The organism is Leptospira wolffii serovar Khorat str. Khorat-H2, from assembly GCF_000306115.2.
Classification (GTDB): domain Bacteria; phylum Spirochaetota; class Leptospiria; order Leptospirales; family Leptospiraceae; genus Leptospira_B; species Leptospira_B wolffii.
The window spans coordinates 773,793-795,821 of sequence record NZ_AKWX02000004.1 but is presented as its reverse complement, the minus strand read 5'-3'; the positions used below and the strand labels follow the sequence as shown (position 1 = coordinate 795,821).

Below are 22,029 nucleotides of genomic sequence, written 5' to 3'. Positions count from 1 at the left end.
ATTTGGCGGGTTCTGCAAGAACCCGAAATTCGATTGGGAAGAGCTCATTCTTCCTGATCCGAGTAGCCTGCCTCGTATTTAGAGGCGCATTTCGCTTCCACTCGGTCTGCGACCAGGACTCCGTTTTTCCAGACTCCGTCGACTCTGGCTCGGGTGCCTTCCTTAAAGGCGTCCGGCAGAAGAGTGGCTCCCGTGAAGAAAACCGGGACCTCGCGATCGTTTAATTGCAACACGAATTTGGCGGTTTTGCCTTCTCTCGTCACGCTACCCAATTTAACGAATCCTCTCACTCTCAATAGTTCATCCGCATCGTAATGAGCGGGATTGGCAGCCAGTTCCGAAGCGTCCAATAGGGTGTAGGAAGTCTCTTTCGAAGAAAAGAAGGCGATCGCGGCCAAAGAAACTGCGATTGTACCTGCCAGGATGGTAAACTTTACGTTCATATATACTTAATTCCAGTCCTTAGACCAAGGATATCGGAACCGGAGGGGAAGAAAAGTGGAAATACTCTCCCGGGTGCGGTAAACGAAGAGCCCGATTCTTTCCTTCCAAGCTATACTCGTATTCTCCAAACTTTGGGAAGAAGGTATAAAATCGTCGATGGTAAGAATTTTCACTTTAGAGCGATAATCCGTAGGCCAAGGCTTGAGGGAAATTCCTGTCTTACCGAATACCAACAAGGATCTCTCCATATGAAAGGCGGAAGTGACTAGAATAGCGGATTTCCATCCGTTTTTTCGGAAAAGCTCCGCGGTTTTCTCGGCATTCTCCTTAGTGTTCCTACTTTCGCTTTCCAGAAAGATCGCGTTTTTCGGAATCCCTAAGGATTGGAAGAATATTGAAGCGGAATCCGATTCCTTTCTAGTTTGGAAGAATAGATTGCCCGAGCCCCCCGTGAAAACGATACGAGGAGCCTTCTTTTTTTGGAAAAGAAGAATTGCGTCCGTCATTCTCTCCGCCGCGGAAGTGAGTTGGGTTCTATCTTCGTGTAATGCCAGATTGTCCACGGCCCCGCCGAGGACTAGGATTGCATCCGCCTTTTCCAGATTCTCCAAGCGAACGGGAGGGAAGTCCTCTTCCAAGCCATGGATCATCCATTGAGAAAAAGTATCCGTGGCGCATATCCATAGAAGTATCGTAGGAAGAAGGATCCGAATCTTAACCTTCCATTTAGGGGCAAGGAGCCCGATCCAGACTAGCAGAAGAAGACAACCCGGCAGGGGAAATAATACCGCCCCAGCCAATTTTGAGATCGCGAAGAAGAGGGTATCCATATCTACTCGAGTAGATCACCGCCCTTGGCCCAATTTTCTCGGGAGACCTCGTCTATCACTATATATGTGCTATCCGGAGCCTTTCCTGCAACTTTGGATAAGGTTTCCGTAATTTCTTTCACGATGGCTTTCTTTTGCTCTTTGGTCAAAGGACCGGCTACTTTTACGTTAACGTACGGCATATTCCCTTTCTAACGAATTTCTTAATTTAGGAGTGTAGGAACTCCTACTCTCAGCTTTATTTCGAACAAAGATTATGCAACGGATTTTTTTTCGAAAACGGCAGGTTCGTTCAAGCCACGGTAGGAAATCCGGATATAATAAGTGCTACACTGTGAGGAGTTAGCCATGAGATTTGCAAAGGAAATGGCCTTTTATTCGGCCTATCACCAAGAAAAGAGAAACGTTTGGATTCACGTTCTCGGGGTTCCTACGATTACATTCACTCTTTTTTTAGTATTGAGTAGATTCGAAATTTTTAGAATCCAAGGATTCGGAATCACCGCCGCTACGATTTTTGCCGCGCTGGTTATTGTGTATTACTTCTCTTTGGACTTCATCTTTGCCGCGGCGACTAGCATCGTTTTCGGTTCCTTATTGGCTCTGGCCCATTATCTGACCGCCTCTTTGGATTCCACTACCGCTTGGACCGTATTCGCAGTCGCGCAATTGGTAGGATGGGGAGCTCAATTCTACGGACATTTTATCTTCGAAAAGAGTCGTCCGGCCCTATTCGATAACCTATTCCAGGCGATCGTATCGGCGCCTATTTTCGTGATCGCTGACGTGTTCTTCGAGTTGGGATATCGTAAGGAAATTCAGGAAGCTGTCCGCAAAGAATTAGCGGCTCAAGGTAAACTGAAAAACTTCAGCACTGCTCACTAACATTCTCTAATTTTTTAGGGCGCTCCTTCGAGTTTCGGAGCGCTCCTTTTCTTTCCGTCCTTCTATCATAAAAAAATTATACACAAAAATGAACGGTCACGTTCGTATTCGCTCCTAAAAAGCGGGAAGGCTGAACTCCGAACATTCTCTTGAAAGTGCGACTAAGATGGGCCTGGTCTGCGAAACCGGCTGCATGGGAGGCTTCCGTTAGATTTCCGCCTTCTTTTAGAAGTTTGGCCGCCTCATGAAGTCGTAACCAAAGTTGAAATTGTCTGACGGGAAGGCCCATTTGGATCTTGAATACGTGCATGAAGCGAGTTTCGGAAAATCCGGATTCTTTTGCTAATTCAGGGACGGAGACGGATCCGGGAAGACTTTCCTGCATCTTCTTTGTGGCGGCTAAAATTCTAGGGTCCAGGGAAACTTTGGCAGGTTTTTCGCTGCCAACGGCTGTAAGTATATCTTCGAAGAGTTCTCGAGCGTCGGAGCAACTGGGGTTCTCCGTGAATAATAAATTACAACGTTCTAATGTGGATTCCAGATCCGTGAAGGGGATCTCATGAATTCCTTTCCTGCCGAATCTCGCAGCAATGGGAGCGTAGTCGGAGCCGTAAGGATCGAGTTGCAATACGATCAGGTCGCATTCTTCCGCGAGAAGGGTATGATGGGTATTCGGGGCTAAAACCGCCGCCTTGAATTCCCGAGTGATTCCGAACTCGTCCACGATCTTTAAAGGATAGCTAAGAGAGATCAAAATGGAAACGGCGTAATGAGAATGCGGATCCGTGGACAGGCCCTTGTGTGCGAGAAGGACCCTCCCTCCGAAATAGAACAGTATACCGTCTCGATTCTCCGCCATAGGATCGCCTTATAATCTGCTTAGAATTCTCTCGTAAGTTTTATCCGGTTCTTCGAACGGAAAAAAATGATTCGTTCCCGGCCAGATTTCCAGGGAAGAATTGGGATTTCCTTTCACTATCCTACGGGCCGCCTTGGGAGAGCAAACCTCGTAATCTTTAGGAATCGTAATATGGACTTCGCTCGAAATTCTTCCGTATTGCAAGAGACTCTTCCAATGAACGGAATTGAATATTTTCGCTTCCAATTCGGGAGGGCAACACAAAACTAATTTTCCGTTCTCTTCTTTCAGGCAAGACGATAGATAATCTTCGAACGGTTCTTCGGCCCAACGGGCGAAAGTAGGGGATTTTCTATAGGCCTTTCTTACAATATTCAAATCTTTGAATTCTCTCCTTCTCTTTAATGCTCCTTTGGCCAGAGGATTGCCTATGAAGAATGTGGCGAGAATGACCGGAAAGTTCAGGACCACCGGATCCATGACGAAGATTTTGCGGAACAAATTCGGCTTTTGGTAGCTGGCGAGAAGAAGGCTCGCGCCTCCTAAAGAATGACCGATACCCACCACGTCCTTTAGATTTTCCTTTTCTATTAAGGTAAGAATCTGGTCTCGGAAGAAGAACCAATTCTTCCAATCGAGACTCGGTTCCGATTCTCCGTGACCGCAGAAGTCGAGCGCGAGTACCCGATTTTCTGGGGAGAGTCTACGAATCAGATAGGAATAGCAGGCTGCGGAAAAACCGTTGGCATGGGCGATGAGAATCGTATTCTTTCCGGGAGTTTCCGAATCGATATAAGAGAGTCGGATCCCGTTGAACTGGAAGGTTTTTCTTTGCATTCGCGATTTGACCTTGCTATTTCATTCCCTTCGCTTTCGATGGACTGGAATCCGGGGAGAGTTCTCCCGTTTTTCCGCATAAGGGATAATACAACCTTTAAGTCGGCGGGTTACAAGAAAACAAAAATCGAACTGTAGAGAGAGATCGAATGAAGCTGACCGTGGTTCTCGTTTTCATTACCGCGCTTTTTTTTAACGCTCTGGCAAATATTCTAATTAAGGCAAGCTCGTTGGGGGACAAAACGGATGCGACTCCCGGGGTGGAAGGTCTGATCAAAAGTTTTCTTCATCCAGTATTTTTCGCAGGGCTCGCGTCGTTCGGAATCGCGCTCTTGGGTTATCGCTGGGTATTGGGCAAAGGCTTGAAGCTATCCTTGGCTTATCCGCTTTTCACATCCGCTGGATTCATCATCGTTCTACTCGCTTCGGCGGTCTTCTTTAAGGAAAAGTTAAATTGGTCCCAATGGACGGGTATCGTTCTCATAATGGCCGGTGTATGGTTGACTGCCGGAGAAATGTTCGATTAAGAAATCGAACGCCGTTCTTTTTCGTTTAAAAATCGCTTTTCTTTCTTACTTCCGGATCTACATAGGTCGGAAGTTTATCCTCAGGAAGATTCTTAAAATGAACAAAGGTCCACTTTCCGGTGTAAAGGTCGTAGATCTCAGCTTACTTTTACCCGGTCCTTTATGCTCCATGTATCTGGGGGATATGGGAGCGGAAATCATAAAAATCGAAAATCCGAGAGCCATGGATGCGACGAGGGTTATGTTCAAGAAAGCCAACGGGGCTCCTTCTCTATATCTTATGTTGAATCGGAATAAGAAGGCGATTACTCTCAATCTAAAGAGAGAAAAATCGAAAGAGATTCTGTTCAAGCTCTTGGAAGATGCGGACATTCTGTTGGAAGGATTCCGACCCGACGGACTTTCCAAGATGGGCTTGGGATACGAGGATCTGAAGGAAAGATTCCCGCGACTCATATATTGCGGAATCTACGGATACGGTGACTCCGGAGCCTATCGGGATTTTGCAGGCCATGACCTGAATTATCTCTCCTTGTCGGGAGTTCTCTCTCAAACAGGAAAGACTCCCCAGGCTCCCGGATTTCAACTCGCGGATATAGGCGGTGGAACGTTAACCGCTCTTTCTTCGATTCTCGCAGCGCTCTATTATAGGGAGAAGACAGGCAAAGGACAGAAAATCGCTATCTCCATGATGGAGGCTTCTTTGCAATTCATCTCTTTGTATGGTGGAATTTATTCCGCGACCGGTAAAAGCCCGGAGGGAGGAAACGAGCTGCTTTCCGGAAAACTTCCGAATTATTCCACTTATAGGACAAAAGAGGGACGTTGGGTGGCGCTTGGAGCCTTGGAGGAGATGTTCTTTAAAACATTCTTAAGACAGTCCGGATTGGATTCTCATCTCACGAATGTCCCGATAGACGAAGAGCATTTTCCGGAGTGGAAAAAAATACTAACGGATTACTTTGCCTCCAAGACCCTGGCCGATCTAGGACCGATCTTTCAGAATCCGGATTCTTGCCTCACTCCCGTAAAGACTCTGGAAGAGGTTTCCCAGGATCCTGTGATGAGAGAAAAGGGGATGATCCTGGATCGCAAGCATCCGGAATACGGGGATTATATCCAGTTCGGATCTCCTTTTCCGTTCTCGGAAAGCAAGGTGACTTATAGGACAGACCCTCCCGCTCACGGCGAGCATAATGAGGAAATTCTGAAGTCCCTCGGATATTCCGATTCCGATATAGAGGAATTAAAAAAAGATAAAGTGATTTAAGTGGGAAAGCGGCTCTTGTATGAGAGTCGTTTTGCTTTTCTCGATGCGAATCGCTTCTTCGAAGTAGCTCCTGGTAATGCTTATTAAGCGGAATTTATGCAATTCTATATTACTTTTAATGAATTGCTAAAGAGTTCCTACAAAATTCCGCCCCAAATTTTAGAGTGGAAAGAAATCCGGATCTATGATACAGGCTTTTTCGGCCGGCTCGGGTACCACCCAAAAAAGGGTGGGGAGTTTTCCGAAACAGCCGAGGCCCTCGATGACTAAGGAATATCGGATTACGATATTCCAAAATTCTCCCGGTCCCAATCGTAAATTCCTTTCCAAAAACATTTCGAACCTAGAATCTAAATCCAGGTCTATTAACCGTGAAACAAAAGATTTTACTCATACTTACACTTCTTCTTACTTTGAGCGCCTGCGCGGTCACTTCTCACCGATCATCTTCTCTTTCCAAGGGAACTTCTTCGGATCTTTCCAATCTCAATCCCTCCGAAAAGGGACCGATCGTATTCCAGAAAATCGCGGCAGCGGATTGGTTCGTGGATCGAAAAGGACTCATAGACCTAAAGGATCCGAAAGCCATCGCAGCGGGAATCCATCCGGGCAAAGAGCCCATACAGATTTATTTCTATGTGATCGATCATCCTAAATTCGGACGTTATATCGTGGATACTGGAATGTCTGCCGTCTTTCGCAAGGACACGGCGGAATGGCCTCTTCCCGGTTTCGTAGTTTCTCAGATGAACGTAAAAGAACTCGTGATTCATAAAACCATCCGGGAATGGAGGGAGAAAGATCCTAAAAAGTTGGAAGGAGTCTTTCTAACTCATATGCACATGGATCATATTTTCGGAACCCCCGATCTTCCTGTAGGAACTCCCATCATCACCGGACCGGGAGAATCGGCGGACAAGAGATTTATCAATCTGTTCGTCCAGGGATCTACGGATCGAATCCTAGGGGAGAATCCTGCGATCTCCAGTCTGGAATTCCAAACCAAGGACGGATCTAAGACCAAGGTTCTGGATTTCTTCGGAGACCAATCTTTGTATGTGATCCATGTTCCCGGCCATACGGTGGGAAGCTTGGCGTTTCTCGTAAAATCCGTTTCCGGAACCCATTTGCTATTGGGAGATTCCTGCCACACGAAATGGGGATGGGAGAATAACGTGACTCCGGGAGAATTCTCCAAGGATCTGGAAGCTAACAGGGAAAGCTTCGATTTACTAAAGAATATCGCCGCAAAATATCCAAAAATCCAAGTGCATCCGGGACACCAAAGCTTACGTTAAAAAAATAGAATACTCCTAACGGCCGAGATTCGAAACTTACGTTTCTCTGTCCATTCTTCTCAGAGGCAGATGCAAAGAATGGCTCTCGGGATATCGCAGTTTCCGTCGGTTAAAGAAAACCAATTGTAGTCGGTAGAATCCGGATCTCCGTATGTTCCCAGGTCTGAGGGAAAGTTCGAAGTTCCACCGAGGCAATTGGAAAGGGAATAATGGCCGTTCGCGTCGGAAAAACTCCACCAACCGTTGATGCTACTGTATTCCGGAAGAGCGCTACGAATGGTATTCTGCAGATTACCGAAAAGTAGTTCGGTCATATTATTTGCGATTATAAGACCTTCCGTACCTAAGATCGGGGAGCCGGGAGTTTGTTGCGCGCCTGAGATATAACTGTTGAGCCAGGTTCCGTCCGGCAAGGAGATCAAGGACATGGTATTGCATAAAGATTTCCAAGGATACGCGATCTTGTTCATCGCATTTTTGCGACTGATGCATGCACTATTCGCCGCAGCTCTATTGTTTCCTATATCCCCTCTCACCGTTACTAAAGAATCGAAAATAAAGCTGGCATAAGGAGTTCTCGCATAATTAAGCCATGAATTGTTATAGAGCCATGTGTTGCCCGCTTCGTCGCTGACAAGAATCACGAACATATACATTGCATTTGCGGAAAGGTTGTATACCGTATACTGGGTCACATTTGCCGTTGGAGCCATCGCCTGGACTCCGTTCGCTCGGATCGATGCGATGTTCCCGAAATTATTATTATTGTCTATATCGTAATATATTTCATACACCAGATTCGCTTGGGAGGTCACGTTATCCGTAGCGGCGGTCCAAGTCAGAGTCACCGGATACTTGTTGACGAACGGGGAGCCTACGACTGCGGTAAATGCGCCGTTATTGCCCGGGACAGGTTGGACGGTGTCCGGTCCTTCCGTTAGAATACTTCTTCCGTTATAAATAGATGCAGTCTGGTCCTGGTCTCTCACCAAAATATTAAAATAATACGTCGTACTCGCAGCCAATCCGCTGATCGAAGCGCTCGTCATATTAGCGCCGGGCTCTCCGTAAGCGGAGGCTCCGCCGGAGGTAAGAGCTTCCGCAGTGTTTACATAAATGTCTTGGGAGTTCGTGGAATAATAGACTTGGTATACCAAACTGTCCGCTGCGGTTACATCGTCCGAAGCGGCAGCCCATGAAAGATTTACGGTGGCACCAGATTGGGAAGAATAGCCTCCGGACGTAGCGCCGACGCTTCCTCCTCCTCCCGGAAGAGGGCCGCCTGCGGGGATCACCGGAGTCACACCGGATCCGCCTTGGTGGTTACTTCCGCCTCCCCCGAATAAGGCGGATAGAAACGAGAAATTTTGGGCTTCCTTTTCGGGAAAGACAAAAGGTTTAAAGATGGGATTCAGAAAACAATTTTGGAAGAAAAGAGTAAAAAGGAGTACGATTAAGAAAGGTCGAATGGAGGCAGTACGTTTCCAAACGATTTTCCTGAAAAGGAAGATATCAGCGGATAGACTTTGAGTTTGCTTAATTTTCATTTAATCGTAACTTTAGAATATCCCGTTATAACCGCGAGCTTTCGGAGGTTTGGAAAGGGATAAACCGGTTATAGATTGTAAGGTGCAAGTGCGGGAAAAGGCAAGCGGTTAATAAATTAAAAAAATAAAGTTTATAAAAAACTACTGGGCATAACGTATGGGCCACTCCAATTCTTACCAATACGAATTCTTAATCGGAGAACATGTTCTTATCCTTAAATTAGGGGCTTGCGAAACGATCGAAGTGAAATAGGTACCAGGCGATGGATTTAACGAGTATACACAAAAAAATGATCCGAATCTCGGCATGCTCCGCTCTACTTTGTCTGCTCAATTTCTGTACAATCGATAAGCGGATTAGCAGTAATCCCGAACATCGGATCATATTGGCAGCCGAATCCTCGAATTCTTGTAAGTTGCAATCCAGCCAATCTTATTGGGCTTTTTTGGGAGGCCTGGTTCCGATCCGATTCTTAAATTCTTCCTTTCCGGAGCCTCCGGCCGGACAGACATCCCGTATAACCGAGACGGCACAATGGCACGATTATACTGTGACCATTCTTCTCGGTTGGTTACTTGCGGTTACTAAGCGAACCTTCCTCGTGGAGTTTTGTGAAGAAGGTTTGTATGCAAACCATTGGAACGAGAACAAGGAAAGCATCGATCAAAAGCTATATCGAATCGCTATGACCGGAAAGGTGACGGTGCAATTGGTCACGGGAGAAAGTTTTACAAGCAAACTCGTGGGATTCGATTCGGAGAATTTATTCTTAGAAGCGAAGCTATTGGATGAAAAAGCGGGTTTAGTGGATCGTGCCCATTTAAAGGACGGATCCATCCTGGAGGGTAAGTTAGTCGCTCAAAATGAACACGAAATCGAGATGGAAACCAAGGCAAACACTCTCCAATTCGTGGTGAAATCCAGATTGCATAGATTGGAACTCCGGGTTCCGGTTCAAAAAATAGAAAAAAAGACGGTGCTCAAAACGGATGTAGCCAAGCTCTCTTTCGAAGGTTTGGAGTGAGTTCTCTTAGTAAAACAGAACGAACGTTCTGTTTTTTATAAGCTTTTAAATCGCCAAACCGACCTAAAAATTTGATATTTCCCCGAATTCTGTCCCATTAGGGCCAAAATCGGCGTTTAATCAGCCATGTTTTTCTTGATGGAATCGACCCCGGCGAAAAATTAGGACCAGAAACTCTCGCAAGAAGGGAACAAATGTATCAGGAACTGACTGAGCAACAGATCGAGATTAGGGACACGATCAGAAACTTCGTAAAGAAGGAGATCACCCACGAAGTTGCCATCCACTGGGACGAAGAAAACAAGCATCCAGAAGAACTTATCAATAGAATGAGAACCGAACTTGGGGTGAATGGCCTCACTATCCCCGAAGAATACGGCGGATGGGGACTCGGTTCCGTAGAGCAGTGCTTGGTCACCGAAGAGCTTTCCAGAGGATGCCTCGGAATCAGCCTTTGCTTCGGATATACCGGACTGGGAATTCTACCGATCATGAAGGGTGCAAGCCACGAGCAAAAGAAAAAATGGCTCCAACCTGTCATCGACGGAGAATACGGAGTTTCCTTCTGTCTTTCCGAGCCGGGAGCCGGTTCCGACGTTCCGGGAATGAGCACCACCGCGGTTAAAAAAGGCGACAAATGGGTGATCAACGGAACCAAGCAATGGATTACCGGAGGCGGTAGCGCGGGAGCTTATACAGTATTTGCGTATACCGACAAAGGCCGTGGAACTCGCGGAGTTTCCTGCTTCTACGTAAAAAGAGACACCCCTGGCCTAATCGTAGGTAAAAAAGAAGATAAACTGGGAATTCGTGCATCCGATACTCGCCAGATCATCTTCGAAGACTGCGCTGTAGAAGAAGCGAACATGATCGGGAAAGAAAACCTCGGATTCATCTATGCACTCCAAACACTGAACGCATCCCGTCCATACGTTGCGGCGATGGGAGTGGGTGTGGCTCAAGCGGCTCTGGATCACGCATCCAAATACGCTCGCCAAAGAGAGCAGTTCGGATCCAAGATCTCCAGCTTCCAAGCGGTTCAGCACATGCTGGCAGACATGTCCATCGGAGTGGAGACTGCTCGTCAGATCTGCTACCTTTCCGCACGCATGTCCGACGCCGAGGATCCTCGTCTACCTAAGTATTCCGCAATCGCCAAAGCATACTGCTCCGAGACCGCAATGAAAGCGGCTACCGACGCGGTACAAATCTACGGTGGATACGGATACACCAAAGAGTATCCTGTGGAAAAGCTCATGAGAGACGCGAAAATTCTTTGTATCTTCGAAGGAACCACTCAGATCCAGAAGAACGAGATCGCCGCTTATGTGATCCGCGAGGCTGCTTCCGCAAAATAAGAATCTTCTTAATAACGGAAAAACTTCCAGAGAAAGGCGTCGAGAAATCGGCGCCTTTTTTATTTTGGGGCGGCCTCTCGCATTCGCTCGAGCCGGGCTGCTACGGGTTCGCTACCGCTCATCCGGGCAAAGCCCGGACTTCGCCCTTTGCATCCCTGCCGCAGAAAGGAGGTTCTATTCTTCTTTTTTTGCTTTTAATTAAGTAATACTTTAATTAAAACTTGACTTAATTAAATAAATTCTTAAATATAGGTATATGAATGCTTTTGCAGCGCTTGCGGACGATACAAGAAGGGAAATTGTGAAATTGGTCGCGATGAACGGAGAACTCAATGCCTCGGAGATAGGTAAAAATTTCACAATGAGTCCTCCGGCGATATCCCAGCATTTAAAAATACTCAAAGAAGCTAAGGTCCTCCGGATGAAGAAGGATGCGCAGATGCGTATCTATAGTCTGGACGCTTCGGGGATAGGCGAATTGGAAGATTGGTTAACCGATATCGTAAATCTTTGGAATAAGAGATTGGATAAACTGGAAAGATATCTATTAAAGATAAAGAAGGAGAGAGCTCGTGATAGGAAATAACGTGGAAACGATCATAGAAGGAAATAAGGTCATTTATAAAAGATACTTCGACGTACCCGTCGATCTCGCTTTCGAGGTATGGTCCACTGCGGAACATCTTTCCGAATGGTGGGGGCCGGACGGTTTCACCGTGACAACGAAGAGTTTCGATTTTTCGGACGGAGGAATTTGGGATTTCATCATGCACGGACCCGACGGACATGATTATAAAAACAAGATCCAGTTTACGGAAATTCGAAAACCCGATTCCATTCTTTATGAACATCTAGGCGACGGAGAAGGAACTCAGGATGTACATTTTCAATCCAGAATTCTATTCGAGAAATCAGGAGAGGGAACCAATTGTATCATGGAACAAATCTTCCCTAGCAAGGAAGAGCTGGAGAGGGTCAACGAAAAATACGGAGCGATCGAGGGCGGTAAGCAACACATGGGCAACTTGGCCAAGTATCTGGAAAAGATTAGGTAAGACGGATCGTGGAGTTTTAGGTTCTTACAAAAAAACTAGAGGGAAAAATGGTTGGATATAAAAAATTCTTAAAATGGATAGTGACCTTAAATATCATTCTATTTTTAGGGTGTGCGACTTCGAAAGGATCCGTCTCTAACGAGGCCGGAGAGGATGAGATTTTTAGGATCGAAAGATCTTTCGATGCGGATGCCAAAACGGTATTCGATATGTGGATCCGACCGGATCGTTTCTCCAAATGGCTCGGCCCGAAAGGAGCCAGTATGTATTTTATGAAAGTCGGAGTGAAAGAAGGGGAGAGTTCCCAATGGTCTATGACTACTTCGGACGGACAGACAAAATACGGAAAATTGAATTACAAAAAGATTCATCCGAACGATCTTTTGGTCTATACTCAGAATTTTTGCGACAAGGAAGGGAAACTAACCAAGCTTCCTTTCGCTCCGGATTATCCGGATATGGTATTGACCATGGTGAGTTTTATTAGCGAAGGCCCTAAGAAAACGAGAGTGTCCGTGAAATGGGAAGTATTCGGGGAGGCTACGGAAAAAGAGCGCCAAACTTTCCTGGGACTCCGGCCTGTGATGACGGTCGGTTGGGGAGAATCCTTCGATAAATTGACGTTACTATTGAAAATGAAACGGTAAAAGTTTCCCGATCAATCGTTGCAATAGAATCCTATGGAAGATAATGTTTTCAACCGATTGGCGAGTATGTATGATACCGAAGAAAGAATCCAATTGGCAAAAATCATTTCCGAAGCCGTAAAACCGGAGATACAGGGAAGTAAAAAAGGGACTTTACTCGATTATGGATGCGGCACGGGACTCGTCGGTCTGGAATTGCATTCGATCGTTGATCGATTGTTTTTGGTCGATTCTTCCGAGCAAATGTTGGAAATCGTGAAAGAGAAAATCACGAGAAACAATATTGCAAATGCCGAAACCATTCATGCAGATCTTATGAAGTCCGATATCGACATCCGAGCGGATTTGATTTTGGCTTCTCTTGTTTTGCTGCATGTACCGGTCCTTGGCGGATTATTAAAGAATTTGCGCACGATTTTGAACGAGAACGGAAAGTTGATCATCGTCGATTTTGATAAGAACGAATTGGTTCACCATCCGAAAATACATAACGGTTTCACACATGAGGAACTGGAATCATTACTTCTCGGTGCCGGGTTCCACGGGGTGAAAATTAGAACATTCCATCGCGGTAAAAATATATTTATGAACCAAGACGCCTCGCTACTTATCTCTACTTCTTTTGCGTAGCCGATCGATTCGGGGCTAGGATTTTCTCTTCTTGGATTTGATTCTGCTTAAGGAAACTGGAGTGATTCCCAGATAGGAAGCGATATGGTATTGAGGAACGAATTCTTCTATTTGGGGATGCGATTCTAAAAGTAATCCGTATCTTTTTTCCGCATCCAAAGCCAACAGTTCGTATTCTCTTTTTGCCTTCTTGATAAAAAGAAGCTCCGCGATCATTCTACCCAATCTTTCCCAGGCTATATGAGTGGAAAATAGCTTTCGAAATTTAGAGAAGGGCGCTACGGCCAATTTGCAATCCGTAATCGCTCGTATATTGCAGGTGGATGGCTGTCCGGAGAGAAGATCGAAATAGGATCCGGTAAATTCTCCCGGAAAATTGAAGCTCTTTATGTATTCGCTTCCGCTATCCGTGAGATAATATTCTCTTAATACTCCTGAAAATACGAAGGCGAATTCCCGGGCAGACTGCCCTTGCTTCACTAAATAATCACCGTATTCCAGTTCTCGAATCGAATATAAGCTTCCGGATTCTTTCCAGATTTCTTTGGGGATGGGGGAGATCCTATTTACGGTCTCGTAGATTTGAGACCATTCCGGGAAATCTTCTTGGATCGTGAGGTCGGCCATCCACTAAAGAAATAGCCTTCCCGAATAAATTTTCAATCCGTATTAGATAAGAATTCATAATTCTTTCGGTATTGTTCTAAGCGAAGAAAGGCTCCATCCCGTTCTTCGCCTAGTGAATTTCTCAAATGACGGAGCGAATGAATGGAAGTGCGAATTTCAGGAAGGATTTCGGATCCTCCGCAAAAGGCACATGTCCCGTTTTTAGAAGAACTAGATTCGATCCCTGAATTTTTTCCCTGAGGTCTTTTCCTATTTCCGGTAAAATCACCGGATCGAATTCTCCCCAGACGATTAGAGTGGGAACTTTTATATTCTTAGCGGATTCTCTCAAGTCGTGCCCTTCTTCTAAGAAACTTCTCCAAATAGATGCGTTTACTTCTACGGATCCCTCTATCTCTTTTCTGGACCGGATTCTTTCCAAAATAGATCGAGTATATTTATTTTCGATCCTAATATAATGATTCGGGAATAAATTCCAAACAAGTCCCGTGAACCAGGGCTTACCTTTCAGACCCACAAAAAGCCTCGTTTTCCAATCCGGCTCGTTCATTCCTCCTGTATCCACTAGAATTAGACCTTTTACCAAAGAAGGCTTTTCTAGGGCCAACTTCATTCCCGCAAAACCTCCTATGGAATTTCCTATGGCCACGACACCGTCGGGAGCTAATTGCTTTACGAAATCCGGAAGAACTTCCGCATATTTCACTGCACTTGCATTTTCCATAATATTCGGATTCGGAGAATATCCGTGTCCCGGCCAGTCGATGGAGATGACCCTGTAATTTTTACTCAATTCTTCCCGGATGGAATCGAAATCCTTATGATCGTGTCCCGCGGAATGGAGTAATAGGATCGTATTCCCCTTTCCTTCGATCCAATAGGCGATCCTTCCTATTTTGGATTCGAAATATCCTTTAGGTTGCTCCGTCGTGGTCGAGCTTGGCTCCAACAAGGTTTCCATATTCTGTCCTCCCGAACATTCTACTAGGAGCCATGCCAAAACAAGTATATTAGAAAAAGATTGGTTCCTCATGGATAGGAGAATAGCCTATCTTTCAATCGAGTCAAGATTTCGATTTATAATCTTGCAGGAATCCGATTATCATATGATAATCGGATTTTCTATCTCACAATCGCCCACTTTACCAATTTAGCAATAGGGTTTAGCCACTTTTGCAAGGAAGGATTTCTGGAATTCGGAAATAGTAAATAGACTTCCAGCGGAACGATCTTGCCGGATTCTAATAATTGATTTCTATTTCGGAATACGCCTAATTTTTCCGGATTCAAGACGCTCATAATTCTCCAGATCCCTTCGTTTTCTATCAGGAAACTTTGGAGATATGCGGGCTCTTCTCCATAATATCCTAATATAGATTCGGCCCCGTTCACAAATGCGAAATACCAGTCCAGATCGACTCTCGATCGATTCGATCGGACCCGATTCAAGAAGGACGCGACCCGTTCCTTTCCTAGGATCGGAATTCTGGCGGCGTTTACTTTTCCCCCTCCGTCGGACCATACTACGATTTCCTGTTTTAGAAAAGGGATCAGAAGCTCCGGATCCCCTTTCGTGGAAGCCAAAAGGAAATCTTTGAAAATTTTCCTGCGGGTTTGAGGATCCGCCGTATATCTTCTACGATCCTTTTTTAAGGCATCCTTGGCTCTCTTTAGGATTTGCCTGCAATTTTCCTGCGACTTTCCTACAGACTTGGATATCTCCGGATATTCCATCCCGAAAGTTTCGCGAAGCAGGAAGACTGCTCTTTCCAATGGATTGAGTTTTTCTAATAAATGAAGAAAGGCCAGATCCAAGGTTTCGGAATCGGGCTCCTCTTCCGAGGAAGACGGAGCCATAGGTTCCGGGAGCCAAGGACCTATATAGGTCTCTCGCTTCCTTTTTTCCTTTCTCAAAGAATCCAAAGACAATCGGGTGGCGATCGTGGAAAGAAAAGCCTTGGGGGATCGAACGACTTCTCTTGCACTTTTCTCCCAGCGCAGGAAGGTCTCCTGCACGATATCCTCCGCCTCCGTTACGCTACCCGTCATCCGGTATGCGATACCGAATACGAGTCCTTTGTTTTCCATGAATTGGTCTAGCCTTTCTTCGGTAGTCATTTTCCGGCTACCGCTAGAGATGACCGATTTACTTCCGACTCTCTATCTTTGGGTTTGGGCCAATTGTAAAAATCGAAGTACTTCTCCGCCTTGCAGGAGAGGATCGTGAACTTGCAGATGAGCTCCTTAATGATCGCCGCGAATTTTCCGGTCCAGATTTTATTTTTCGGACTATCTTCGGAATCTACGGTTTGGATCAGTCCTTCCGAACGACCTAAGCTTACGCATCTTAGAAGATACCCGAAGGAGAAGGGTCGGTTCCCGAGCTTCGTTTTGTATCCCATCCTTGCCGCCATTCTCTCCGCCATATAGACTCCCATAGGAAGTGCGGTGGCACAAGACATTCTTAAATAAGAATATTCGTCTTCCGGCATTTTTACCGCATCTCCCGCGCCTAGGATTTTGTCGTAACCGGGAACTTCCAGGTATTCATTTACCAAAATTTGATCGATCGTATTATGAGAGAGTCCCGATTTCTTTCCCAAATCGGAAGCCGCCAAGCCCGCGGATAGAATGCAAAAATCGTGAAATACGGTTTCTCCGTTTTCTAATCGTATCTCTCCTTTTTCGAATCTCTCCGCCTTTTGTCCTTCCAAGATTCTAACTCTAAGATCGGTTAGTACCTTCTTCATATGGGATACTGCATCCGGATGGAAGGACTTTCCGATGTTTCCTGAATCCAGCAGAGTGATTTCGAATTCGGGATATGCTTCGGCAAGTTCCGTAGCCGTTTCGATTCCGGAAAGGCCGGCTCCTAGTACCGTGATTCTCGTGGATTCCTTTTCCAAGAGTTTCTTTCTTAAGGCGATGCTATCTTCTTCTTTTACGATCGAAAAATAGGATTCTCCGGAGACCGCCTTCTCTTTCTCTTTCATTCCGGGTGTGTATCCTAAATAATCGTAAGAAAGCTCTTCCCCGTTCTCCAATAGAATCGAGTTTCGATCGGCTAGGATTTTTTCCACTTTAGAAATCCTGAGATGCACGTTTTTTCCAAGTAGTTTCGAGATCTCATGGGACTTTCCTTTTGTTCCTGCAATTACCTGGTGGTTTCGTATCTTTTCGGCGAATCTAGGATTTGCCGTGACTAGCGTAATATCTATATCTGAGGATTTTCTGGATAACCGATTTGCCGCAATGATTCCGGCATATCCTCCTCCTAAGATCAGAATTCGTTTCTTTGCCATAATGGTTCCTCGTTCTGGAATAAAGACGCTTTCGGATCTACGGTTGTGACAGATTTCGGCGTATTCTTATCGAAAGAAGCGTTCTGAATAGGGGATTGACAGGGGGACTTTGGAGGCTATCCTGGTGGTGAACCGATGAAAAAAATTATTCCTATAATCGGACTTTCGGTTTCCTTATTGGTCTTATGTAAGGAAAAGAAACCTATCCCTGAACTGGAAAAATTCGTCGTTAAGAACGTAATTCATCCCAGCAATAATCCTTTCAATCAGGACAAGGTGGAGCTGGGTAAAACCTTATATTTCGATCCTAGACTTTCCTTTCAGCAGAATGTGAGTTGTGCAGGTTGCCATAATTCGGGTTCCGTTGCCGATGGATTTCCCCGCAATAAGATTCATAACTCCGCGCCTTCTCTTACCAATGTCGCCTTATACAAGGACGTATTCAAGGATCCCGAGGCCAAGGAACTCGAAGATATTGTTAAGGAAAAGGTCCATTCTCAGTCCATGTTAAGAGATGAGGCGGGGATCATCCGTAGACTTTCCTCTATTGCCGAATACAGGGAACTTTTTACGAGAGCCTTCGGCACTCCCGAAGTTACGATGGAAAGAATCGCGTTATCCCTTTCCGCATTCCAACGTACCATCGTAAGTAAGAACTCCAAATTCGACCGATTCGTTATGGGAGAGGAGGAGGCTCTTACTCCCGCTCAGATCAGAGGTTGGGAAGTATTTCAAAACAAGGCGAAATGCGTCCAATGTCACGAAGGACCCAATTTCTCCGATTCGCAATTGCATACCACCGGTCTACCTGGAATCCAAGGAAAGGTCAGAACTCCTACATTGAGAGACGTGACCCGCAAGAAATCCTTCATGCATAACGGAAAATTCGGATCCATAGAGGATACAGTGAATCATTTTGCGGAAGGCGGTCACGCCAGAGCGATCCAAGATCCTTTGCTTAAGCCCGCAGGTCTTTCCGAGCAGGATAAAAAGGATCTGATAGAATTTCTAAAGGCTTTGGAAGGGGAGCCCATCCAGTGGGAGATGCCTTCCATTCCGAAGGCATAAAGAAGATCTATTTTTCTTCGGCCTTTTCCAGGTCGAATTTGGAGAGTTCATCCACGATCTGTTTTACGTTCACACCGAATTTTTCGAAAACGTAATTTCTGGCCAGGTCGTAACGGATGATATCCACGTTAAAATTGATTCTCGCCTGAGCCACCATCAGCTCGGACTGAATAAGATTGTCCAGTGCGGATTTAACGATCACTGCGGTGAATCTACCTTGGTTAAAGCGTTGCTGCACGCCCCTATAGAATTTCTCCGCTTCGTCCCGTCTGCGCAATGCGGTTTCCAGAAGATCCTGACCGGCAACGATCGCTGTATAACGATTTTCTAATTCTTCTCTGATGGTCAGTTTGAGTTCCGTTTCCTGCTTTTCCAGGAGTTCCTTCTTTAACTTCGCATCCCGGATATCCGTTTGGATTCCTGTGTCGAAAAGAGGGTAGGAGAGCGCAAAACCGAAAGTTTTCTCCGGATATTTGAAGGACATCATCCCCGTTTCGGGATTCACATAATTGGTCTGCGGATTCAGGAAGGTTTGGCCTCTCGTGGAGTAACTTCCCGTAATTTTCAAGGAAGGCATGTCTTCCGATTCCTTGATCCTCAATTCCAAATCGGCTATCTCTCTTTGGCGGACCAGGTTTTTAAGATCGATCCTATTTGCCAGAGCGTATTGGTAATCTTTTTCCGGGTTGATATCGGTAGGAACCTTGTCTTGCAAATCGGTAATTCCCGCCACTTTGGAGCTGGGATCCACGTTTAAGACCCGAACCAAATTTCTTTCCGCCTCGGATCTGGACAGCTTCGCTCTTTCCAAACTGTTCTGGGTTTGGGTCAACGCGGAGTTCCATTGGTTCACTTCGAAGGATTCGGAAAGTCCCAGGTTTCTTTTACGAGTGGTCAGATCCCGGATACTACGGGTATTTCTTTCCAGCTTCTCGAAGGTCTCCACTTGGGAATCGTAGATGCTTAAAGTCCAATAATCCACCAGAGTCTTTACGACCAATTGGGAAAGGATATCCACTAGTTGGTCCTTCTGTATGACGACGTTTTGCTTTAGGACCTTTTGTCTATTCTTCTCGGTCCTTCCGAAGGAATACTTCAGGAGCTCCTGGCTCAGAGTAAAAGTGAGAGCATCGGTATATTGAGGCGGCGCCGCGAGAAGCGGTCCTAGGGCCCCGAGCCTTGCGGCGGAAGCCTGGGATTCGAAGGCGTTGGAGTCGAATCGAGTATGGCTTAATTCCAAACTGAAATAAGTCTGAGTTTGGAATTGTTTTTGGATCCCTACCGTTGCCCGGTCATTAGCAATTTTTTGACCTGAGAAGAAGTTATTATTATTGTTCGGCAACGTGGTTTTGGTTGTAGAAAGAGAGCCGACCAGCGTCCATGCATATTGGGATAGATTTTTAAGCTCTCCGGAGTCCGCTTTTACGAATTCCATTTTCGCGTTCTTTACGGTGATGTTATTTTCGAGAACGAAGTTTACCGCTTCTTTCAAACTTAGCTTCAATACCTTGGGCTGGTTCGGTTGAGTCGGTTCGATCTCTTGTCCGTACGAAAGCGAGGGAAAACTAAAGGCCCCGACTAAAAGCAGTCGAACGTAAATTTTCCTTAGTAAAGGAATGAATAAGGGCCTTGGCATAAAATGTAGGACTTCCTACGGAGCATGGTTTTTGCCTCGGAAGAATTTGCCAAATCGAAAAATCTAAACTAAAAGTCTAATACTGCGGAAATAGATGGAAACTTCTGGTAACAAACCGAACCGACTTGCGTCCGAAAAGAGCCCGTATTTATTGCAACATTCATTGAATCCAGTGGACTGGTTTCCCTGGTCTGAGGAGGCCTTTTCCAAGGCGAAATCCGAAAATAAAATGATCTTCTTATCCATCGGATATGCCACTTGCCATTGGTGTCATGTAATGGAGAGGGAATCTTTCGAGGACGTGGCTACCGCCAAAGTCTTGAATCGGGATTTCGTATCGATCAAGGTGGATCGGGAAGAACGGCCCGACGTGGATCGCATCTATATGGACGCGTTGCACGCCATGGGGCAGCAGGGGGGGTGGCCCTTGAATATGTTCCTGACTCCGGAGGGAAAACCGATCACGGGCGGGACCTATTTTCCTCCGGTTCCGAAATACGGGCGTAAAAGTTTTACCGAAGTTTTGGACATACTCTCCAAGCTTTGGAAGGAAAAGAAAGGGGAGCTACTCGAGGCTTCCGAGGAACTCGCAAAACACTTAAAGGAATCCGAGGAGTCCAAGGCATTCCGAGACGCCGATTCTACCAATCTTCCTTCCGTTGCGGTTTTAGAAAACGGATATCATTTGTATGACAGGTATTACGATCCTGATTCCGCAGGATTCAAATCCAATTCAGTGAACAAATTCCCGCCCAGTATGGGGCTGTCGTTCTTATTACGTTATTATAAATCTACGGGAGAATTGAAAGCTTTGGAAATGGTCGAGGAGACTCTTCTCGCCATGAAAAAGGGAGGAATCTACGACCAGATCGGCGGCGGACTTTGTCGCTATTCCACGGATCATAAATGGCTGGTTCCTCATTTCGAGAAGATGCTCTACGACAATTCCCTCTTCTTGGAAGCACTGGTGGAATGTTATCAGGCAGTCGGGGAGCCCAAATATAAGGAAGCCGCTTATGACGTGATCCGTTATTTGCATAGGGATATGCGACTTCCGGGAGGGGGAATCGCAAGCGCGGAAGACGCGGATTCGGAAGGAGAAGAAGGCCTATTCTACCTCTGGACCAAGGAAGAATTCCGTTCGGTTTGCGGAGCGGATTCCACTCTGATGGAAGAATTCTGGAACGTAAGCGAAGAGGGAAATTTCGAGGAAAAGAATATTCTGCACGAATCCTTCCGTATGAACTTTGCAAGGCTCCACGGTTTGGAAGAGGACGAGTTGGGCGAAATCGTCTCCAAGAACAGAAGAAAATTATTGGAAAAACGATCCGAGAGAATCCGTCCACTTCGGGACGATAAGGTATTACTCTCCTGGAATTGTCTATACGTGAAGGCTTTGTCCAAGGCCGCAATGGCTTTTGGAGACGGAGACTTGCTGAAATACGCGGAAGAAACCTATAAATTCTTGGAATCCAATCTGATCCGAGAGGACGGACGACTACTCCGTCGTTATCGGGAAGGCGAGGCTCGCTTTTTAGGTTATAGTGTGGATTATGCAGAGTTCGTTCTAGCATCTCTATCTCTTTTCCAAGCGGGAAAAGGATTCCGATATTTGGAGAATGCGATCCGTTTTTCGGAGGAAGCGATTCGACTCTTCCAAAGTAAGTCGGGGGTATTCTTCGATTCGGGTTCCGACTCGGAGGAATTATTGAGACGCACCGTCGACGGTTATGACGGAGTGGAGCCTTCCGCAAACAGTTCTCTCGCATTGGCTTTCGTCATTCTTGCAAAACTCGGCATCGACTCGGATAAATATTTCGCTTCGGCGGATCGGATATTCTCCTACTTCAAAGAAGAATTGGAAACATATCCGATGAATTATCCTTACATGCTTTCCGCCTACTGGTTGCGTAAATCTCCGGGACAGGAATTGGCGATCGTCTATTCCACCCAGGAGGACCTGGTTCCTATATGGAAAGGAGTCGGATCTCATTTCCTTCCAGACACAGTTTTCGCCTGGGCTACGGACAAAGAGGCCTCGGAAAAAGGGGATCGGTTGCTTCTTCTGAAAAACAGAACTTCCGGAGGAGGGGTCAAAGCCTATCTTTGCCGGGACTTCGTATGCGACTTGCCGGTAGAGGATTGGGAAAGCCTAAAGGAAAAACTAATTTAACAATTCTGCAA

General features: G+C 45.9%; 24 protein-coding genes. 12 read left to right on the top strand and 12 right to left on the bottom strand.

Going from position 1 to position 22,029, the window contains the following annotated elements:
* Positions 1-44 precede the first annotated feature (44 nt).
* Genes LEP1GSC061_RS03660 through LEP1GSC061_RS03650 form a run of 3 tightly spaced genes read right to left on the bottom strand, consistent with a single transcriptional unit; the run spans position 45 to position 1,456 of the window.
* Positions 45-443: a cytochrome c maturation protein CcmE domain-containing protein gene (locus tag LEP1GSC061_RS03660; RefSeq protein WP_016543531.1), complete on the bottom strand. Its 399-nt coding sequence runs from the start codon at positions 441-443 to the stop codon at positions 45-47.
* 6 nt (positions 444-449) lie between these two features.
* The gene (locus tag LEP1GSC061_RS03655; RefSeq protein ID WP_016544049.1) at positions 450-1,274 is read right to left on the bottom strand and encodes a YdcF family protein; all 825 of its coding nucleotides are present in this window, start codon (positions 1,272-1,274) and stop codon (positions 450-452) included.
* Positions 1,275-1,276: 2 nt separating this feature from the next.
* Positions 1,277-1,456 carry a tautomerase family protein gene (locus tag LEP1GSC061_RS03650; protein ID WP_016543697.1) on the bottom strand — a complete coding sequence of 60 codons (180 nt, stop codon included), beginning with the start codon at positions 1,454-1,456 and terminating at the stop codon, positions 1,277-1,279.
* Positions 1,457-1,622: 166 nt separating this feature from the next.
* Between LEP1GSC061_RS03650 and LEP1GSC061_RS03645 the strand changes: the two genes are divergently transcribed.
* A complete protein-coding gene (locus LEP1GSC061_RS03645; RefSeq protein ID WP_016544159.1) occupies positions 1,623-2,159 on the top strand; it encodes an Mpo1 family 2-hydroxy fatty acid dioxygenase in 537 nt (178 codons plus the stop codon).
* A gap of 76 nt (positions 2,160-2,235) precedes the next feature.
* On the opposite strand, the gene LEP1GSC061_RS03640 is transcribed toward LEP1GSC061_RS03645, so the two are convergent.
* A complete protein-coding gene (locus LEP1GSC061_RS03640; protein WP_016544018.1) occupies positions 2,236-3,018 on the bottom strand; it encodes a helix-turn-helix domain-containing protein in 783 nt (260 codons plus the stop codon).
* Between the two features lie 9 nt (positions 3,019-3,027).
* Positions 3,028-3,855: an alpha/beta fold hydrolase gene (locus tag LEP1GSC061_RS03635; RefSeq protein ID WP_016544156.1), complete on the bottom strand. Its 828-nt coding sequence runs from the start codon at positions 3,853-3,855 to the stop codon at positions 3,028-3,030.
* Positions 3,856-4,004: 149 nt separating this feature from the next.
* On the opposite strand from LEP1GSC061_RS03635, the gene LEP1GSC061_RS03630 reads away from it, so the two are divergent.
* Entirely contained in the window at positions 4,005-4,382 is a 378-nt protein-coding gene (locus LEP1GSC061_RS03630; RefSeq protein WP_016543975.1) for an SMR family transporter, read from the top strand.
* A 97-nt stretch (positions 4,383-4,479) separates the two neighbouring features.
* A complete protein-coding gene (locus LEP1GSC061_RS03625) occupies positions 4,480-5,652 on the top strand; it encodes a CaiB/BaiF CoA transferase family protein (protein WP_016543499.1) in 1,173 nt (390 codons plus the stop codon).
* Between the two features lie 159 nt (positions 5,653-5,811).
* On the opposite strand, the gene LEP1GSC061_RS21380 is transcribed toward LEP1GSC061_RS03625, so the two are convergent.
* A complete protein-coding gene (locus tag LEP1GSC061_RS21380; protein WP_156844479.1) occupies positions 5,812-5,982 on the bottom strand; it encodes a hypothetical protein in 171 nt (56 codons plus the stop codon).
* Positions 5,983-6,023: 41 nt separating this feature from the next.
* Between LEP1GSC061_RS21380 and LEP1GSC061_RS03620 the strand changes: the two genes are divergently transcribed.
* The gene (locus tag LEP1GSC061_RS03620) at positions 6,024-6,950 is read left to right on the top strand and encodes an MBL fold metallo-hydrolase (RefSeq protein ID WP_016543681.1); all 927 of its coding nucleotides are present in this window, start codon (positions 6,024-6,026) and stop codon (positions 6,948-6,950) included.
* A 59-nt stretch (positions 6,951-7,009) separates the two neighbouring features.
* Here LEP1GSC061_RS03620 and LEP1GSC061_RS03615 read toward each other — a convergent pair whose 3' ends face one another.
* Positions 7,010-8,497, bottom strand: a complete 1,488-nt coding sequence (locus LEP1GSC061_RS03615) for a fibronectin type III domain-containing protein (RefSeq protein ID WP_016543509.1) — start codon at positions 8,495-8,497, stop codon at positions 7,010-7,012.
* 263 nt (positions 8,498-8,760) lie between these two features.
* On the opposite strand from LEP1GSC061_RS03615, the gene LEP1GSC061_RS03610 reads away from it, so the two are divergent.
* The 6 genes from LEP1GSC061_RS03610 to LEP1GSC061_RS03585 all read left to right on the top strand — a co-directional run bounded on the left by LEP1GSC061_RS03610 (position 8,761) and on the right by LEP1GSC061_RS03585 (position 13,212).
* Positions 8,761-9,522, top strand: a complete 762-nt coding sequence (locus LEP1GSC061_RS03610) for an LIC_13076 family protein (RefSeq protein ID WP_415751820.1) — start codon at positions 8,761-8,763, stop codon at positions 9,520-9,522.
* A gap of 194 nt (positions 9,523-9,716) precedes the next feature.
* Entirely contained in the window at positions 9,717-10,880 is a 1,164-nt protein-coding gene (locus tag LEP1GSC061_RS03605; RefSeq protein WP_016543329.1) for an acyl-CoA dehydrogenase family protein, read from the top strand.
* Positions 10,881-11,136: 256 nt separating this feature from the next.
* Positions 11,137-11,466 carry an ArsR/SmtB family transcription factor gene (locus LEP1GSC061_RS03600; RefSeq protein WP_040507750.1) on the top strand — a complete coding sequence of 110 codons (330 nt, stop codon included), beginning with the start codon at positions 11,137-11,139 and terminating at the stop codon, positions 11,464-11,466.
* Positions 11,453-11,935, top strand: a complete 483-nt coding sequence (locus tag LEP1GSC061_RS03595; protein WP_016543362.1) for an SRPBCC family protein — start codon at positions 11,453-11,455, stop codon at positions 11,933-11,935. The genes LEP1GSC061_RS03600 and LEP1GSC061_RS03595 overlap by 14 nt, the downstream gene beginning before the upstream one ends.
* A 47-nt stretch (positions 11,936-11,982) precedes the next feature.
* Positions 11,983-12,582, top strand: coding sequence for an SRPBCC family protein (locus LEP1GSC061_RS03590; RefSeq protein WP_016544072.1), 600 nt, complete (start codon positions 11,983-11,985; stop codon positions 12,580-12,582).
* Positions 12,583-12,615: 33 nt separating this feature from the next.
* Positions 12,616-13,212, top strand: coding sequence for a class I SAM-dependent DNA methyltransferase (locus LEP1GSC061_RS03585; RefSeq protein WP_040507747.1), 597 nt, complete (start codon positions 12,616-12,618; stop codon positions 13,210-13,212).
* A 15-nt stretch (positions 13,213-13,227) separates the two neighbouring features.
* On the opposite strand, the gene LEP1GSC061_RS03580 is transcribed toward LEP1GSC061_RS03585, so the two are convergent.
* The 4 genes from LEP1GSC061_RS03580 to LEP1GSC061_RS03565 form a co-directional block, all read right to left on the bottom strand.
* A complete protein-coding gene (locus tag LEP1GSC061_RS03580) occupies positions 13,228-13,839 on the bottom strand; it encodes a Crp/Fnr family transcriptional regulator (protein ID WP_016543941.1) in 612 nt (203 codons plus the stop codon).
* A gap of 121 nt (positions 13,840-13,960) precedes the next feature.
* Positions 13,961-14,872: an alpha/beta fold hydrolase gene (locus tag LEP1GSC061_RS03575; RefSeq protein ID WP_016544024.1), complete on the bottom strand. Its 912-nt coding sequence runs from the start codon at positions 14,870-14,872 to the stop codon at positions 13,961-13,963.
* Between the two features lie 89 nt (positions 14,873-14,961).
* Positions 14,962-15,957 (bottom strand): sigma-70 family RNA polymerase sigma factor, encoded by a 996-nt coding sequence (locus LEP1GSC061_RS03570; RefSeq protein WP_040507741.1) that lies wholly within the window; start codon positions 15,955-15,957, stop codon positions 14,962-14,964.
* Positions 15,954-17,141 carry an NAD(P)/FAD-dependent oxidoreductase gene (locus tag LEP1GSC061_RS03565; protein WP_016543866.1) on the bottom strand — a complete coding sequence of 396 codons (1,188 nt, stop codon included), beginning with the start codon at positions 17,139-17,141 and terminating at the stop codon, positions 15,954-15,956. The genes LEP1GSC061_RS03570 and LEP1GSC061_RS03565 overlap by 4 nt, the downstream gene beginning before the upstream one ends.
* Before the next feature lie 135 nt (positions 17,142-17,276).
* On the opposite strand from LEP1GSC061_RS03565, the gene LEP1GSC061_RS03560 reads away from it, so the two are divergent.
* Positions 17,277-18,209, top strand: coding sequence for a cytochrome-c peroxidase (locus tag LEP1GSC061_RS03560; RefSeq protein WP_016544039.1), 933 nt, complete (start codon positions 17,277-17,279; stop codon positions 18,207-18,209).
* Positions 18,210-18,216: 7 nt separating this feature from the next.
* Here LEP1GSC061_RS03560 and LEP1GSC061_RS03555 read toward each other — a convergent pair whose 3' ends face one another.
* Complete coding sequence (locus LEP1GSC061_RS03555) at positions 18,217-19,845, bottom strand: TolC family protein (protein WP_016543928.1); 1,629 nt, start codon at positions 19,843-19,845, stop codon at positions 18,217-18,219.
* A gap of 94 nt (positions 19,846-19,939) precedes the next feature.
* Between LEP1GSC061_RS03555 and LEP1GSC061_RS03550 the strand changes: the two genes are divergently transcribed.
* Positions 19,940-22,018 (top strand): thioredoxin domain-containing protein, encoded by a 2,079-nt coding sequence (locus LEP1GSC061_RS03550; RefSeq protein ID WP_040507739.1) that lies wholly within the window; start codon positions 19,940-19,942, stop codon positions 22,016-22,018.
* Positions 22,019-22,029 lie beyond the last annotated feature (11 nt).